The 13,992-nt window shown below is 67.4% G+C and carries 18 protein-coding genes and 3 tRNA genes; 12 read left to right on the top strand and 9 right to left on the bottom strand.

The features are described from left to right. Positions 1 to 10: 10 nt before the first annotated feature. Positions 11 to 664, bottom strand: coding sequence for a pirin family protein (locus FNM00_RS15760; protein WP_143914503.1), 654 nt, complete (start codon positions 662 to 664; stop codon positions 11 to 13). Beyond that, positions 657 to 998 carry a metallopeptidase family protein gene (locus tag FNM00_RS15755; protein WP_342778545.1) on the bottom strand — a complete coding sequence of 114 codons (342 nt, stop codon included), beginning with the start codon at positions 996 to 998 and terminating at the stop codon, positions 657 to 659. The genes FNM00_RS15760 and FNM00_RS15755 overlap by 8 nt, the downstream gene beginning before the upstream one ends. Positions 999 to 1,086: 88 nt before the next feature. On the opposite strand from FNM00_RS15755, the gene FNM00_RS15750 reads away from it, so the two are divergent. Further along, positions 1,087 to 1,162, top strand: a tRNA-Glu gene (locus tag FNM00_RS15750). Between the two features lie 260 nt (positions 1,163 to 1,422). Here the strand turns inward: FNM00_RS15750 and FNM00_RS15745 are convergent. Continuing rightward, the gene (locus tag FNM00_RS15745) at positions 1,423 to 1,644 is read right to left on the bottom strand and encodes a hypothetical protein (protein WP_143914501.1); all 222 of its coding nucleotides are present in this window, start codon (positions 1,642 to 1,644) and stop codon (positions 1,423 to 1,425) included. Positions 1,645 to 1,918: 274 nt separating this feature from the next. Between FNM00_RS15745 and FNM00_RS15740 the strand changes: the two genes are divergently transcribed. Together FNM00_RS15740 and gluQRS are read left to right on the top strand one after the other, a co-directional pair. Next, a complete protein-coding gene (locus FNM00_RS15740; RefSeq protein WP_143914500.1) occupies positions 1,919 to 2,119 on the top strand; it encodes a hypothetical protein in 201 nt (66 codons plus the stop codon). Positions 2,120 to 2,205: 86 nt separating this feature from the next. After that, complete coding sequence (gene gluQRS / locus FNM00_RS15735; protein ID WP_143914499.1) at positions 2,206 to 3,081, top strand: tRNA glutamyl-Q(34) synthetase GluQRS; 876 nt, start codon at positions 2,206 to 2,208, stop codon at positions 3,079 to 3,081. A gap of 11 nt (positions 3,082 to 3,092) precedes the next feature. Here the strand turns inward: gluQRS and FNM00_RS15730 are convergent, their stop codons facing one another. The 4 genes from FNM00_RS15730 to FNM00_RS15715 are packed head-to-tail and all read right to left on the bottom strand — an operon-like array spanning position 3,093 to position 6,167. Continuing rightward, complete coding sequence (locus FNM00_RS15730; protein WP_143914498.1) at positions 3,093 to 3,992, bottom strand: ABC transporter substrate-binding protein; 900 nt, start codon at positions 3,990 to 3,992, stop codon at positions 3,093 to 3,095. Next, the gene (locus FNM00_RS15725) at positions 3,989 to 4,684 is read right to left on the bottom strand and encodes an ABC transporter permease (protein ID WP_143914497.1); all 696 of its coding nucleotides are present in this window, start codon (positions 4,682 to 4,684) and stop codon (positions 3,989 to 3,991) included. Before FNM00_RS15725 ends, FNM00_RS15730 begins: the two co-directional genes overlap by 4 nt. Beyond that, the gene (locus FNM00_RS15720; protein WP_143914496.1) at positions 4,684 to 5,361 is read right to left on the bottom strand and encodes an ABC transporter permease; all 678 of its coding nucleotides are present in this window, start codon (positions 5,359 to 5,361) and stop codon (positions 4,684 to 4,686) included. Before FNM00_RS15720 ends, FNM00_RS15725 begins: the two co-directional genes overlap by 1 nt. After that, complete coding sequence (locus FNM00_RS15715; RefSeq protein ID WP_143914495.1) at positions 5,358 to 6,167, bottom strand: ABC transporter ATP-binding protein; 810 nt, start codon at positions 6,165 to 6,167, stop codon at positions 5,358 to 5,360. The genes FNM00_RS15720 and FNM00_RS15715 overlap by 4 nt, the downstream gene beginning before the upstream one ends. A gap of 148 nt (positions 6,168 to 6,315) precedes the next feature. Here FNM00_RS15715 and FNM00_RS15710 point away from each other — a divergent pair. Next, positions 6,316 to 6,389 (top strand) — tRNA-Asp (locus FNM00_RS15710). Positions 6,390 to 6,458: 69 nt separating this feature from the next. Here the strand turns inward: FNM00_RS15710 and FNM00_RS15705 are convergent. Further along, positions 6,459 to 6,809, bottom strand: a complete 351-nt coding sequence (locus tag FNM00_RS15705; RefSeq protein ID WP_143914494.1) for a hypothetical protein — start codon at positions 6,807 to 6,809, stop codon at positions 6,459 to 6,461. Positions 6,810 to 6,888: 79 nt separating this feature from the next. Between FNM00_RS15705 and FNM00_RS15700 the strand changes: the two genes are divergently transcribed. From FNM00_RS15700 to FNM00_RS15685, 4 genes are all read left to right on the top strand, one after another. After that, positions 6,889 to 7,500, top strand: a complete 612-nt coding sequence (locus FNM00_RS15700; RefSeq protein ID WP_143914493.1) for a malonic semialdehyde reductase — start codon at positions 6,889 to 6,891, stop codon at positions 7,498 to 7,500. Between the two features lie 76 nt (positions 7,501 to 7,576). Then, a tRNA-Phe gene (locus tag FNM00_RS15695) sits at positions 7,577 to 7,650 on the top strand. Between the two features lie 285 nt (positions 7,651 to 7,935). After that, the gene (locus FNM00_RS15690) at positions 7,936 to 8,571 is read left to right on the top strand and encodes a hypothetical protein (RefSeq protein WP_143914492.1); all 636 of its coding nucleotides are present in this window, start codon (positions 7,936 to 7,938) and stop codon (positions 8,569 to 8,571) included. A gap of 288 nt (positions 8,572 to 8,859) precedes the next feature. Continuing rightward, on the top strand, positions 8,860 to 9,744 hold the full coding sequence (locus FNM00_RS15685; protein ID WP_185973186.1) for an MBL fold metallo-hydrolase: 885 nt from the start codon (positions 8,860 to 8,862) through the stop codon (positions 9,742 to 9,744). A gap of 109 nt (positions 9,745 to 9,853) precedes the next feature. Here FNM00_RS15685 and FNM00_RS15680 read toward each other — a convergent pair whose 3' ends face one another. Then, a complete protein-coding gene (locus FNM00_RS15680) occupies positions 9,854 to 10,312 on the bottom strand; it encodes a MarR family winged helix-turn-helix transcriptional regulator (RefSeq protein ID WP_143914490.1) in 459 nt (152 codons plus the stop codon). 91 nt (positions 10,313 to 10,403) lie between these two features. On the opposite strand from FNM00_RS15680, the gene FNM00_RS15675 reads away from it, so the two are divergent. The 4 genes from FNM00_RS15675 (at position 10,404) to fmdA (ending at position 13,811) form a co-directional block, all read left to right on the top strand. After that, the gene (locus FNM00_RS15675; protein WP_185973185.1) at positions 10,404 to 11,495 is read left to right on the top strand and encodes a substrate-binding domain-containing protein; all 1,092 of its coding nucleotides are present in this window, start codon (positions 10,404 to 10,406) and stop codon (positions 11,493 to 11,495) included. A gap of 97 nt (positions 11,496 to 11,592) precedes the next feature. Continuing rightward, a complete protein-coding gene (locus FNM00_RS15670; protein ID WP_143914489.1) occupies positions 11,593 to 11,877 on the top strand; it encodes an FmdB family zinc ribbon protein in 285 nt (94 codons plus the stop codon). A gap of 3 nt (positions 11,878 to 11,880) precedes the next feature. Continuing rightward, the gene (locus FNM00_RS15665) at positions 11,881 to 12,492 is read left to right on the top strand and encodes an AmiS/UreI family transporter (protein WP_143914488.1); all 612 of its coding nucleotides are present in this window, start codon (positions 11,881 to 11,883) and stop codon (positions 12,490 to 12,492) included. Positions 12,493 to 12,563: 71 nt separating this feature from the next. Beyond that, positions 12,564 to 13,811, top strand: coding sequence for a formamidase (gene fmdA / locus FNM00_RS15660; RefSeq protein WP_143914487.1), 1,248 nt, complete (start codon positions 12,564 to 12,566; stop codon positions 13,809 to 13,811). The last annotated feature ends 181 nt before the right edge of the window (positions 13,812 to 13,992 follow it).

The raw sequence follows: 13,992 nt of genomic DNA, 5'->3' as shown, positions 1-13,992 counted from the left end.
GATCTGGCGGTCAGCTCAGGAGCCAGACGAGGGCCTCGGTCGCGGTGTCGGCACGCAGCTCGCCCACGGGGTCGTCCGTACGGATCTCGTCACCGGGAGTGAGGCGGTCGCCGTCGACGAGCAACGCGCCCCGCGTGACGTGGATGAGCGTGCGCGGCGCGGTGGGCATCTCGATGACATCGCCCTCGCCCAGGGTCGCGACCCGCAGCTCGGCCGGGGCATGGACGTCGACCGCCCGGTACAGTCCGGCGATCTCGGTAGCCACCTCGGCCTGCGCGTACTCCGGGTCGCCCTCGTTGTCGCTGCGCAGCATCATCTGGACGAAGGTCAGGCCCTCGACCGTCGAGGCATTACGTTCGGTGTGTTCGACTCCCGATCCGGCACTCAGCCGTTGCGCGAGACCGGGTGGGATCTCGCCGCCCCCTCCGGTGGAGTCCTCGTGGGCGAGGAGCCCGTCGAGCACCCAGGTGACGATCTCGACATCGCTGTGCCGATGGGCGTCGTAGCCGGCTCCAGGGGCGAGGTGCTCGGTGTTGATCGCGATGATCGCGCCGAAGGCGATGTTGTCGGGATCGTAGTGGGCTCCGTAGGAGAAGGAGTGGAAGGTCTCGACGCCCTCGCCGGTCGTGTGGAAGCGCTCTTCGGCGCGACGGATCTCACGCATAACCGAGCTCGTGGAGGCGGTCGTCGTCGAGGCCGAAGTAGTGGGCGATCTCGTGCACGACGGTGATGTGCACCTCGTCGACGACCTGCTCCTCGCTGTCGCAGATCGCCAGGGTCGGGTTGCGGAAGATCGTGATGCGGTCGGGCAGGTGGCCACCGTAGTGCGAGTCGCGTTCGGTGAGGGGGATGCCGTGGTAGAGACCGAGCAGATGCGGCTCCTCGGGAGGAGCGTCGTCCTCGATGAACATGACGACGTTGTCCAGCAGCGCCGTCAGTTCCTCGGGCACCTGCTCGAGCGCGGCGACGCACAGCTGCTCGAATCGCTCTTCGCTCATCTCCATCACGCGGCCCAGTCTGCCGCACCCGGTCCAGCCGGGCAGGTGCATCGGGCGGCGGGGCGACCGACTATGCTGGCCGGGTCCGGCCCCCTTCGTCTAGCGGCCTAGGACGCCGCCCTTTCAAGGCGGTAGCGCGGGTTCGAATCCCGTAGGGGGTACCAGATGTCGTTATCAAAAGTGCTGACGACCTGAGTGCGGCTCCACCGGAGCCAACTCAGATGGTCCCGGAGTCGGCTGCTTCCTTCAACTCGTCATCCGGCTTGTTCAGCTCCACACGGATTTCGATTCGAGACACTCAAACGGGTTGGTTGAGAGCCACCCCTCCCGAAAACTCGACGACGCTCTCCGTGCGTTCCGCGCGCTGCGGCGGCGAGGATCTCCATGCAATGGCCCGTATCGCACGGGTACCTCCTCGATCGCGTTACGCACCCGGACCGGAACGATGGCGCGCGAGCCCCCACCAGGCGTACCAAAGCCAGAAGGCAGTCATCGCGACGAAGACTGCGGCTCGGATCAGCTCGAAGGTGTCGGCGGAACCGTCCACCAGCCGGGCGACCAGGATGGCCGTGAACGCGAAGAGAACGATCGAGAAGACGCGCGCCACGATGAGAAACGATCTCGGCGTAGTGGGCCGTTCGCTCATGCCACCACCGTAGGCGACGCGCGGGGAACACCGATTCCGCCTAGGACGGTTGACATCTCTGTGAGACTGGAGACATGAGTCCAGGACCAGCGCCGCGGCGTCCCTGGAGCGAGCCGTCTCGGTGCGTGTGCGGCGCCCGGGGCATCCTGCACTTCGATGACTCGCACGTGGCTCGCGGCGATCTGCCGCCGCGCGACGACGCCTCTTTCTTCGACTGCCTGGATGGCGGACTGTGGACCATGAGCCGCCGCGCTCCGCACCGCCCGAGGTTCCTATGAGCACGCAACCGCCGGACCGCACCTATGTGGTCACGATGGCCTGCATCACCTTCATCGTTGCCTGGCTGGCGATCGGCGCTCCGTTGGGCCTCGCGGCGGACTGGCCTTGGTTCGTCTGGGTGCCCGCCAGCGTGTTCGCCGGGCTCGTCACGGGCGCGATCGCCTACCGGATCTGGCGCGCCAGCAACGGCGACTGACGGTCGCGCTCAGTCGTTGAGCTCGCGGCACGCGCCATCGCCGCCGTGCCCACCAGCGCAGAGGCAGGCATCGCATACTGGAGACCATGTCCGCCACCGGCCGGTTCGCGCCCTCCCCCTCCGGAGACCTGCACATCGGCAACCTCCGGACCGCGCTGCTGGCCTGGCTGTTCGCGCGCTCCAGCGGCCGTGGGTTCCTCGTGCGGATCGAGGACCTCGATCGTGTGAAAGAGGGGGCCGCCGAACGACAGCTCGATGACCTGCGCGAGCTCGGCCTGAACTGGGACGGCCAGCCCGCCCGGCAGACGGATCGCCGTGCCCTCTACGACGCTGCGATCGACGGGCTCGTGACCCAGGGACGGACCTTCGAGTGCTTCTGCACCCGACGGGAGATCCTCGAGGCGCCGAGCGCACCGCATCGGCCGCCGGGTGCCTATCCGGGCACGTGCCACGACCTGACGCCGGCCGAACGTGAGTCGCGTCGCGTCGAGCGGAATCCGGCGATCCGGCTTCGGTCGGATGTGGAGACGTGGACCGTGCGTGATCTCCTGCATGGCGAGGTGACCGCGGGAGTCGACGATCTCGTGCTGCGCCGTGGCGACGGCGTACCCGCCTACAATCTCGCGGTGGTCGTCGACGACGGCGAGCAGGGCGTGGACCAGGTGGTCCGCGGCGACGACCTGCTGACCTCGGCGCCGCGTCAGGCCTACCTCGCCGAGCTGCTGGGGATCGAGACACCTCTGTACGCCCACGTGCCGTTGGCCCTCAATACCGAGGGCCAACGGCTCGCGAAGCGCGACGGGGCCGTGACCTATCGTGAGCTCACCGAACGCGGCATCGACGTGTTCGCCACGATCAGCGGATCGCTCGGACTCACCGGCTCCACACCGGAACAGCTGCTCGACACCTTCGATCCCGCAGCGCTCCCCCACGCACCCTGGACCTTCGCGCCACCCGCCTGAGGGACGACGGGTCAGATGAGGCCCTTGTCCTCGAGCCAGTCCTTCGCAATCGTGGCGGGGGCGGCCTTCTCGTCGCCGGAGTTGCGGGTGTTCATCTCGATCAGGTCCTCGGTGGTCAACTCGGCCGAGACCTTGTTGAGCACCTCGATGGCCTCATCGCTGACCGTGTCGCTGCTGATGACCGGCACCACGTTCTGCGCCGCGATCATGTTCTCGGGGTCCTCCAGCGTCACCAGGTTGTTCTCGACGATCGACGGTGTGGTGCTGTAGATGTCGGCGACGTCGACCGTGCCGTCGAGCAGGGCGCTCAGCGTGGCAGGTCCGCCACCGTCGTTGATCGGCGTGAAATCGACCCCGGTGATGCCGTAGACGCGCTCCATGCCCGGGATGCCGTACGAGCGCTCGGCGAACTCGGGATTGGCCGCGAGGCTGAGGCCGTCGATATCGGCGAGATCCGCGATCGACTCGAGGTCATTCTCGCTGGCGAACTCCTGGGTGACGTTGAGAGAGTCCTTGTTCTCCGCCGGCGCAGGGTCGAGGACCTCCAGGCCGTCGGGGAGCGCATCGGGCAGTTCGGCCTCGATGTCCTCGGGGGACGTGGCGGTGGTCTCGGAGTCGACATAGCTGAGCAGATTGCCCGTGTACTCCGGCAACACGTCCAGTTCGCCGTTCTCGAGCGCCGGGAGGTAGACCTCGCGGGCACCGATCTGCATACGCCGCTCGACCGAGAAGTCCTCGGCTTCGAGCGCCTGTGCGTAGACCTCGGCGATGATCTCGCTCTCGGGGAAGGCAGCCGAACCGATGCGGACGGTGTCGCCATCGCCTCCATCGCCGGACGAGCTCGGATCGCTGCAGGCCGTGAGGGCGAGTGCGGCAGCTGCCGCGACGATCACGGTGCGGGTGGTTCTCATGCTGTCTTCTCCTTCAGCTGGGGGTGAGAATCGGCCGGCGAGGCATGCCGGAAGGCGAGCCGCTGGCAGAGGGCGAAGAGCGCGTCGATGAGCAGCGCCAGCACCACGACGATGATGGCCCCACCGAGGACGCGGGGCGTGTCTCGAACGGCGAGACCGTCGATGATGTACCGCCCGAGGCCACCGACGCCGATGAACGCGGCGACCGTGGCCGTGGCGATGACCTGGAGCACGGCGGAACGTAGGCCACCGATGATGAGCGGCATCGCGAGCGGCAGCTCGACACGGGTGATGACCTGGGTCTCGGTCATGCCCTGGGCGCGTGCGGCATCGACCGTAGCCGGGTCTACCGCCTCCAGCCCGGAGTAGATGCCTGCCAGCAGTGGCGGGATGCACAGGACCGCCAGGGCGATGATCGCCGGCGCCAGGCCCACCGAGGTCAGCAGCACGATGAGGGTGATCAGTCCGAGCGTCGGGAGAGCCCGCAGGGCGCCGGTGGCCAGCACCGCGGTGTTCTTCCAGCGACCGGTATGACCGACATAGAGTCCGAGCGGAACCGCGATGACCGAGGCAGCGAGAACGGTGATGGCCGTATAGCCCAGGTGCTGGGCGATACGCCACGGGATGCCCGAGCCGCCGCTCCACTGTGCCGAATCGATCAGCCAAGCGACCGTGTCGTTGATGAGGCTCATCACTCACCGCCTCCCACGCGCACGACCCGGGACCAGGGCATGAGGAGCCGCCCGGTGGCGACGATGATCGCGTCGAAGACGAAGGCCACGATCACGGTCAGCACGATCCCCGTGGCGATCTCCGTCGTGAAGTCACGGTTGTAGCCGTTGGTGAACAACGACCCGAGGTTGCGGACCCCGGTGAGCGCGCCGATGCTCAGCAGGCTGACGGTGCTGACCGAGACGACTCGCAGCGAGGCGAGCATCACGGGGCCGGCCAGCGGGAGGGTGACGGTGAGCGCCCGTTGCGTGCGGCTGTATCCGCACGCGGTCGCCGAGTCGAGCACCATCGGGGGCACCGACCGCAGCGCATCGGCCACGCTGCGAACCATGATCGCGAAGGCGTAGACCGTCAACGCGATGACGATGCTGAGGACGCTGAGCCACGGCAGCCCGAGGAGTGACGGCAGGATCACCAGCAGCGGCAGCGACGGGATCGTGTAGAGGATGCTGCCGATGCTCAGGACGCCTCCGCCCAGCTGACGCAGTGAGCGGCGAGGCGAGCCACCCGCCGCATAGGCGAACCAGCCGACGGGGAGCGCCAGGGCGAAGCCCAGCACGATGCAGACGGCGCTGACCCACACGTGCTGCCAGGTCAGCTCGAAGAGAAGATCCCGGTTGGCGAACGCCCAATTCACTGAAGGACCCCTGCCGGGCGGCCGTACTCGTCGACGACGATGCGCTGCCCGTCCTTCTCCTCGATGCGCAGAGCGCGCTGGCCGCGTTCGAGTCCGACGAAGCTGCGCACGAAGTCGTCCGCCGGATCCGCGAGGATCTCCTGCGGTGTGCCGATCTGTGCGACCTCGCCGCCCTGCTTCAAGATGACGACCTGGTCGCCGAGCGCGAAGGCTTCCTCGATGTCGTGGGTGACGAAGACGGTGGTCTTCTCGAGTTCACGCTGCAGGCGCAGCATCTCAGTCTGCAGTTCGGCACGCACGATCGGATCGACGGCGCCGAAGGGCTCGTCCATCAGCAGGATATTGGGGTCGTTGGCCAGCCCCCGGGCCACGCCGACGCGCTGGCGCTGGCCACCGGACAGCTGACTCGGGTACTTGGTGTAGAGCGAGGAGTCGAGTCCGACGGTGCCGAGGACCTCGGCGGATCGGTCGAGGGCCTGCTTCTTGGGGACCCCGCACAGCCGCAGGACGGTGGCGACGTTATCGATCACCTTGCGGTGCGGGAGCAGCCCCGCGTGCTGCATGACATAGCCGATGCTGCGTCGCAGCTCGACCGGGTTCTGTGTAGCGACATCGACATCGTCGATGAGGATCTGGCCCTCGGTGGGCTCGACCATGCGATTGATGCTGCGCAGCAGCGTCGTCTTGCCGCTGCCCGATGACCCCACCAGCACCACGGTGGCGTGCGAGGGCACGACGAGGTTGAAGTCCGACACCGCGCGGGTGCCGTCGTCGAACTGCTTGCCGACCGATCGGAACTCGATCATGGGTCTCCTGACCACAGGGAGTGATACTTCGAGACAGTCTTCCAACGCCCACTGACAACGGCAATCGGAAGAGCCCGACCCCCATGTTGGCCGGTTGGGTGGGGTGCAGTAGAGTAGCGTTCGCGATCGATGAGATCGCAACGCACAAGGCCCCGTGGCGCAGTTGGTTAGCGCGCCGCCCTGTCACGGCGGAGGTCGCGGGTTCGAGTCCCGTCGGGGTCGCGTAGAAACGAGTGAAGTCCGTACCGTCAGGTGCGGGCTTCTTCTCGTTTCGGAGCGACCGCCACACGATCAGAGCGGTTCACCGGTGCCCGCATCGAGCAGGTGCCAGCCGTCCTGCGCGCGCAGCTCCCGGAAGACGTCGATCACCTCGCCGGTCGGGCCGTTCACCAGGATGAAGCGCACCTGTCCCTCCCCCACGGTGAAGCTGATGCTGCCGACCCCATCGGGGAGGATCACGCCCGAGGTGTCGTCGAGAGCTCCGGAGTCGAGGCCCAGAGCGCGCAGCCGGGCGTTGAGCCGCTCGGCCAGGTCGGCGGGCGCCCCGAGGGGCGGGTAATCCTCCAGTCCGGCCTCTTCGGTGAACGCCGACGGATCGGCCACGTCATCGGGCGCACGGAACGCCATCATCATCATGCCCATGACCTGAGGATAGGGACCGCATGACGTATCCCACAGCCCGATGAGGAATTCCGCGACCGACCATCTAGTTGAAACCCGTATGACTTCAGCGACCTTGGATCATCTGACCCCTCTGGACGAGCGCGCCCTGGACACCCTCTTCCGCGAGGGCCGGACGAGCAACTCGTTCAGCGACGAGCCCGTCTCCCCCGAGACGTTGCGCGACATCTATGAGATCGCCAAGTACGGCCCCACGGCCGCCAACAGCCAGCCGCTGCGCATCGTCTTCCTGACCAATGACGAGGCGAAGAGCCGTCTGCTCCCGCTCATGGCCGACAACAACCGGCCGAAGACCGAGTCCGCCCCGGTCGTCGCGATCCTCGCCGCGGATGCGGACTTCAACCGTCGCATGCCCGAGGTGTTCCCCCACGCTCCGGAGTCCGAGCACTGGTTCGGCGATCTGGAGTCGCGTCGTCGCGTGGCAGAGTTCAACGCCGGCCTCCAGGTGGGTTACACGATCATGGCCGTGCGGGCCGTCGGCCTGGCCGCGGGCCCGATGAACGGCTTCGATCATGATGCCGTGGATGCCGAGTTCTTCGCCGGCACGAACCTGCACTCGGTGGTCGTCATGAACATCGGCAAGCCGGGCGACAGCCCCTGGTTCGACCGCCTGCCGCGCCTGGACTACGAGGACGCCGTCACGGTGCTCTGACCCGCACCCCGAATCGGCCGGAGCCCAGGCGATGCGATAGTGTGAACGTCGCTCGCGGCTCCGGCCGATGAGTATCGGCCAGGTAGCTCAGTTGGTACGAGCGTCCGCCTGAAAAGCGGAAGGTCGCCGGTTCGACCCCGGCCCTGGCCACGGTGAGAGCGCCGGTCCCGCAGCGAAGCAAGGGGCCGGCGCTCTCGGCGTATCCAGCCCCACGGGGAGAACCGGCGACGCCTGGGGGTCCCCCCTGCTCGGAGCGCAGCGGAGAGCTTGGGGGAGCTTGGTGGGGGAACCTCCCGCTGGCGAAGCCAGTGGGGGACCCGGCCCTGGCCACGGTGAGAGCGCCGGTCCCGCAGCGAAGCAAGGGGCCGGCGCTCTCGGCGCATCCAGCCCCAGGCAGGCTCTAACTACGCCACCGGTTTCCTTATACTGTGCCGAATGCCTCCCCTGCTTCCCGCGATGGTGCGCTGTAACCGTGGTGTTGGGCGGTGGTTCTGGATCTGCATCGGGATCATCGCCCTGGTGACGGCCATCGCGATGCTCGGCTCTGGTGAGCCGCCATGGACGATGGCCCTCATCGGCCTGGGCGCTGCCGCCCTGTTCACGCTGACCAGAGCCATTCTGCCGCGACTCACCATCTCTCCGGCCGAGCAGTCGATCCACACGCGACGCCGAGTCGTGCCCTACAGGGCGGTCTCGGCCATCCACTTCCGCAGACCGCAGAAGGCCGGCATCTGGGTCGACTTCGCCGGCGAGGATCGCCGTCGCCCTCTCGCACGTCTGGCGATCGACGAGACGCTGATGGCGCCAGCGACCGTCGAGCAATGGGCCGCGTTACGGCAGATGATCGCCCTCGTCGCGGGCCGGGGATCGGCATCGCACGTTGGCACGGAGCTGGTCCCCGATGAGGGGCGCATTCCGGCCTGGCGAGACAGACCGGTAGAGCCGGACCAGGCCATCGCCGCCCTGGATGCCCAGCTCGCATGGTGTCAGGCGGGAAACCGATCGGGGCATCGGCGCGCCCCCATGCGAGCGCTATTGGGGCGGGTGGTCGTGATCCACAGACACGCATGAGCGCTTCTGTCATCGGTCCATGCCGCAGTCATCACCGGCTTTCCGGCTGATCTCGCGGTGGGCTGGCGACAGGGGACACGAGCTTCCGGACTCAGGTGAGGGAATGGCGTCGGTGGAGTGCGACTCAACACCACTCTGAGCCTTCGAACGAGTGTGACGAACCGATGCTTTCGTCACCACCGGACCCGAACATCGGCGATGGGCGCGCTCAGGACGCGACGCGGATCGCCCCGTTCCCTTGAGAACACGGCGCCGCGGAGATCGCCATGGGGCAGTACCGTGCTGTCCATGCCCGGATCGTTCCCGCCCGATGCCGTCGCCGACGGATGGGCAGAGGTCGCGCCCGGCGTGTTTCAGCGGCGCTACGAGCCGGTGGACATCTCGGTGGGGGCCATCGTCGGCAGTACCGGGATCACTGTGGTGGACACCCGCAACAGTCCTGCGGAGGCTGAGGAGATCATCCGCGATGTGGCGGATGCCTTCGCGCTGCCGATCGTGGCCGTCGTGAACACCCATGCGCACTACGATCACACCTTCGGGAATCAGGTCTTCGCCGCACGCGGCATCCCCATCTACGGACATCAGCTGATACCCCGGCACTTCGCCCGGCACGAAGGACCGTGGTTGCGCAGGGTTCAGCAGCAGCCGGAGTCAGAGCCGGACAAGGACTGGGCGGATGTGAGGCTGACGCCGCCCACGCTCCCGGTCGAGGCCCCGCTCCACCTCACGCCCGGCGGACGCACGATCGAGCTCCTACCGCTGCCGGCCGGCCACACCGATACCGACCTCGCCGTCCTCGTCCCCGACGCGAGAGCCTGGTTCCTCGGGGATATCGTCGAGGAGTCGGGGCCGCCGATGTTCGGCTCGGGTTCCTACCCGCTCGGCTGGCCCGATGCGCTGGAAGTGCTGCTCGGTCGGATCCAGTCCGGGGACGTGCTGGTGCCGGGGCACGGGTCGGCCGTCGACCGCGAATTCGTGGAACACCAGGCATCGCGACTGCGGTCCGTCGCGGAGTGGATAGGCGACGCGTACGAGGCGGGGCGATCACTCGATGACGTGCGCCCGGGCCGCTCACTTGAGGAGTACTGGCCGGAGAGCTTCCTGCGTTCTGCTCTGGAGGATGGATACGCACAGCTCTCAAACGCTCCGGCCATCGCCGACGAAGGAGGATAGGCAGCGGCAGGCGGTGAGGCAGCGTCCGTTCTCGCCACGGCGATGGGCGCTCATCCACCTCCTCAAGCGAGGAACGGACGCTGTCTCACCGATCTCGTTCGGTGGCTCGCTATGCCCCGGGGTCGCTCGATGTCGAGATCCGGTGCAGCAACCGGGACAGCTCATCGCGCTCTTTCGCGCTGAGCTGAGCCGTCGCGCGATCTTCCGCGGCGCGGATGCGGGGTCGCAGCTCCTGTGTCGTCTCGCGGCCCCGTTCGGACAGGTGCACGTGCACGCGCCGCCGGTCTCCTCGATCGGCATTGCGATAGACGAGGGCGCGGCTCACGAGACGATCGACGATCCGCGTCAACGTCGCGCCGCTGATCCCCGTCGCGTTCGCCAGGGCCGTCATCGTGCACGGCCCGGTCGCCTCCAGATAGTCGAGGACGCTCCACTGATCGACCGACAGTTCGTCGGGGGCGAGCACGGTCCCGATATCGCGGTTGACGCGCCCGGCGACCAGCGTGAGCAGGCGGATATCCAGCCTGCCGCCTGCGTGCGCGGGTCGTCCCGCCGCCGTTCCGCCCATCGACGCCCCTTCCCAAGTGGCGACCGATGTCCTACGTTGGTCGCATCCTTTTCAGATGAAAATACCATCTGGGACACCCGTGGTGGTTGCGATGAACAGACAATCGGCGAGCCGGGGACGCGAGAGAGCGGGGACCGCGGACGCGATCCGGATCGGCCTCGCCATCCCGCTGCAAGGGCCGGGTGGCATCTTCGGCCCCTCCTGCGAGGCCATAGCCGAACTGTGCCGCCGGCAGACGAATCAGTCCGGGGTGCTCGGCCGGCCGATCGAGTTCGAGGTGATCGACGCCGGCCGGCGACCCGATGAGGTCGCGCGGGATGTGCGGAGCCTGATCGACGCCGGCCGCATCGATGCCCTCACCGGGTGGCACATCTCCTCGATCCGGGAGGCGGTCGCCCCCATCACCCAGGGTCGTATCCCGTACGTCTACACCTCCCTCTACGAAGGAGGCGAGTCGCGCGCCGGCGTCTTCTGCGCCGGCGAGACCCCTGCCGATCAGATCGGACCGGCCCTGGCGTGGCTCCGCGACGAGATGGGGCTGCGGCGCTGGCACATCGTCGGATCGAACTACGTCTGGCCGGTGCGCTCGGCGCGAGCCGTCTCCGCCTATGCCAGGGCCCTCGGCCTCAGGGTGCTGAGCACGAGCTTCTCCCGCTTCGACACCCAGGACTTCGGGACGATCCTCGACACCATCGAGCACGGAACCCGCGCCGACGGCGTGCTGATGTTCCTCGTCGGCCAGGACGCGGTGCGCTTCAACCGGGCGTTCGCCAGACGCGGCCTCGACGAGTCGCTGATCCGGCTGACGCCGCTGATGGAGGAGAACATGCTGCTCGCCTCCGGGCCGGATGCCATCCGTGACCTGTACGTCGCGGCCGGTTACTTCCGCTCGCTGCCCACCGGCCACTCCCTCGACTTCGTCGGCGACTACGCCGCCGCCTTCGGCCCGGAGGCGCCGCCCCTGAACAACCAGGGCGAGTCCTGCTACGAGGGGATCACCCTCCTGACCTCCCTCTTCGCCGCCGCACAGGACACCTCGCTCGAGGCCGTTCTGCGCGTCTCCGAAGGGATGGGCTACGACGGTCCTCGCGGGGCGATGGAGCTGCGATCGGGGCACCTCAAGCAGACCATCTACCTGGCCAAGGCCGACGTCACGGACTTCGACGTCGTCGCCTCCCTCTGATTCCAGCGCTCGTTCGCGACGGCGGTCGCACAGCGACCTTCCCTTGACAATTACTTCCATATGAAAATATTGTGATTGAAATCACTGGAGGTATCTCGTGCCGACCTACACCTACACCTGCCGCACCTGCGGATCCTTCGACCTGGTGCGCACCATCTCCCGCCGTGCCGAGCCGGCGAACTGCCCGGCCTGCCAGCGACAGAGCATGCGCGTGATCAGCGCACCCCACCTGAGCCGACTCGACTCCTCCCTCGACCGGTCCGTGACCAGCGCCGGCCTCAGCAGCGAGAGCCCCGGCGTCACCCGCCACATCCCGCCCGCGCTGCGCAGTGCTCCCCCACCCGCGCGCCGCCCCGGCCACCCCTCACTGCCGAGACCGTGACCCATGTCCTCCGTCGGGCTCATCTATGTGGGGATCGTCCTCGTCGTCAACGGCCTGCTGCTCCTCAACTGGGTCACACCTCGTGAGGCGGCGCCGCTCAATCTGTTCGTCGGCGCGCTGCAGGTGCTGACGCCCACTTACCTGATCGTCATCGCCGCCGACGACGTGGATGCGATCTTCGCCGCCTCCGGCATCTACCTGTTCGGGTTCACCTACCTGTGGGTGGGGATCAACGCGGCCAAGGACATCAGCAACCGGGGCTTCGGCTGGTTCGCCCTGCTCGTGGCCCTGTGCACCGTCGTCTACGCCACCGAGAGCTTCGTGCGGGCCGATGACGCGGGCTTCGGCGTCATCTGGCTGCTGTGGGGCGTCCTGTGGTTCCTCTTCTTCCTCGTCCTCGGGCTCGATCGAGCAGCCCTCGGGCCGGCAACTGGCGTCTACACGATCGTCACGGGCGTCATCACCACGACGGCTGCCCTCATGACGCTGCTCGACAGCTGGAGCGGCGACTGGATGGTCGCCGGCGTGATCGCCGTCGTCGGCATCCTCGCGCTCGCCGTGGCGGCACCGGCCGCGCGAACCCTCACCGCGCCGGACCGGGAGGTGGTCGACTGACCAGCCCGGCCCAACACTCCCGACCCCACCCGCCCAGTTCCCTCCTCAGTTCCGACAGATAGGTGATCTCCATGCCTGACGTGATCTTCAGCGTCGATCAGTCCAAGTCCATGACGGACCAAGCCGTACCGGGCCACAACCGCTGGCACCCGGACATCCCCGCGGCCGCATCGGTCAAGCCGGGAGCGACCTACCGGGTCGAATGCAAGGAATGGACCAACGGCCAGATCGGCAACAACGACTCCGCCAACGATGTCCGCGACGTCAATCTCGACTTCAACCACATGCTCTCGGGCCCGTTCGCGATCGAGGGCGCCCAGCCCGGCGACCTGCTCGTCGTCGACATCGTCGACATCGGCCCGGTCCCGCAGACTCAGGGCGACTACTGCGGTGAAGGCTGGGGCTACTCCGGCATCTTCTCGAAGGCGAACGGTGGCGGCTTCCTCACCGACTACTACCCCGATGCCTACAAGGCGATCTGGGACTTCCGGGGCCAGGAGTGCACCTCACGCCACATCTCCGGGGTGCGCTACACCGGCATCCAGCACCCGGGCCTGGCCGGCACCGCTCCCTCACCGGACCTGCTCGCCCAATGGAACCGCCGCGAGCAGGCGCTCATCGACACCGAGCCGAACCGGGTCCCGCCGCTCGCCATCCCACCGACGATCCCCGGGACCCTCGCGGGGACCGCGGACGAGGAGCTGGCGGAGCGGGTCGCGCGGGAAGGTGCCCGGACGGTGCCGCCGCGTGAGCACGGCGGCAATATGGACATCATGAACTTCACCCGCGGAAGCCGGGTGTTCTACCCGGTCTACGTGGACGGGGCGATGTTCTCGATCGGCGACCTGCACTTCAGCCAGGGCGATGGCGAGATCAACTTCTGCGGCGCCATCGAGATGGGCGGCTTCGTCGACCTGCACTTCGAGCTCATCAAGGGCGGCATGGAGACCTACGGGGTCACGCACAACCCGATCTTCATGCCCAGCCGCGTGGAGCCGGTGTACTCCGAATGGCTGACCTTCACGGGCATCTCGGTCGATCATCGCGATGACACGAATTTGTACATGGACGCGACCGAGGCCTACCGCAATGCCTGCCTCAACGCGATCTCCTATCTGGAGAAGTGGGGCTACACCGGCGAACAGGCCTACCTGATCCTCGGGACCTCGCCCATCCAGGGCCGGCTCAGCAGCGTCGTCGACATCCCCAACGCCTGCTGCACCGTGTTCCTGCCAACGGAGATCTTCGACTTCGACATCCGTCCCGGCGGCAAGGGACCGGTGAAGCAGGACCGCGGCCAGGTCGCCGTCGCCTCCTGACCCTCCGCACCAACCCGTTGAGTGTGGGGGTACCGCCCACACTCAACGGGTTGGGGGATGCTCCTATGGATGTCAAGCGGCGAGGGTGAGGCGTCTGGGCTCGACGTGGTCAGCGGTGAGGACGTAGTAGATCTCGCGGGCGATGAGTCGTTTGAGGCAGCGGATGATGTCTTTCTTCGAG

Origin of the sequence: Aeromicrobium piscarium, from assembly GCF_007421815.1 — a bacterium.
Classification (GTDB): domain Bacteria; phylum Actinomycetota; class Actinomycetes; order Propionibacteriales; family Nocardioidaceae; genus Aeromicrobium; species Aeromicrobium piscarium.
This window is presented reverse-complemented; position numbering and strand designations above follow the sequence as displayed.

What these genes read in the sequence shown, in the direction of transcription:
- FNM00_RS15760 (WP_143914503.1), bottom strand. Translation starts at nt 664, where the DNA reads ATGCGTGAGATCCGTCGCGCCGAAGAGCGCTTCCACACGACCGGCGAG.
- FNM00_RS15755 (WP_342778545.1), bottom strand. Translation starts at nt 998, where the DNA reads ATGAGCGAAGAGCGATTCGAGCAGCTGTGCGTCGCCGCGCTCGAGCAG.
- FNM00_RS15745 (WP_143914501.1), bottom strand. Translation starts at nt 1,644, where the DNA reads ATGAGCGAACGGCCCACTACGCCGAGATCGTTTCTCATCGTGGCGCGC.
- FNM00_RS15740 (WP_143914500.1), top strand. Translation starts at nt 1,919, where the DNA reads ATGAGCACGCAACCGCCGGACCGCACCTATGTGGTCACGATGGCCTGC.
- gluQRS (WP_143914499.1), top strand. Translation starts at nt 2,206, where the DNA reads ATGTCCGCCACCGGCCGGTTCGCGCCCTCCCCCTCCGGAGACCTGCAC.
- FNM00_RS15730 (WP_143914498.1), bottom strand. Translation starts at nt 3,992, where the DNA reads ATGAGAACCACCCGCACCGTGATCGTCGCGGCAGCTGCCGCACTCGCC.
- FNM00_RS15725 (WP_143914497.1), bottom strand. Translation starts at nt 4,684, where the DNA reads ATGAGCCTCATCAACGACACGGTCGCTTGGCTGATCGATTCGGCACAG.
- FNM00_RS15715 (WP_143914495.1), bottom strand. Translation starts at nt 6,167, where the DNA reads ATGATCGAGTTCCGATCGGTCGGCAAGCAGTTCGACGACGGCACCCGC.
- FNM00_RS15705 (WP_143914494.1), bottom strand. Translation starts at nt 6,809, where the DNA reads ATGGGCATGATGATGATGGCGTTCCGTGCGCCCGATGACGTGGCCGAT.
- FNM00_RS15700 (WP_143914493.1), top strand. Translation starts at nt 6,889, where the DNA reads ATGACTTCAGCGACCTTGGATCATCTGACCCCTCTGGACGAGCGCGCC.
- FNM00_RS15690 (WP_143914492.1), top strand. Translation starts at nt 7,936, where the DNA reads ATGCCTCCCCTGCTTCCCGCGATGGTGCGCTGTAACCGTGGTGTTGGG.
- FNM00_RS15685 (WP_185973186.1), top strand. Translation starts at nt 8,860, where the DNA reads ATGCCCGGATCGTTCCCGCCCGATGCCGTCGCCGACGGATGGGCAGAG.
- FNM00_RS15680 (WP_143914490.1), bottom strand. Translation starts at nt 10,312, where the DNA reads ATGGGCGGAACGGCGGCGGGACGACCCGCGCACGCAGGCGGCAGGCTG.
- FNM00_RS15675 (WP_185973185.1), top strand. Translation starts at nt 10,404, where the DNA reads ATGAACAGACAATCGGCGAGCCGGGGACGCGAGAGAGCGGGGACCGCG.
- FNM00_RS15665 (WP_143914488.1), top strand. Translation starts at nt 11,881, where the DNA reads ATGTCCTCCGTCGGGCTCATCTATGTGGGGATCGTCCTCGTCGTCAAC.
- fmdA (WP_143914487.1), top strand. Translation starts at nt 12,564, where the DNA reads ATGCCTGACGTGATCTTCAGCGTCGATCAGTCCAAGTCCATGACGGAC.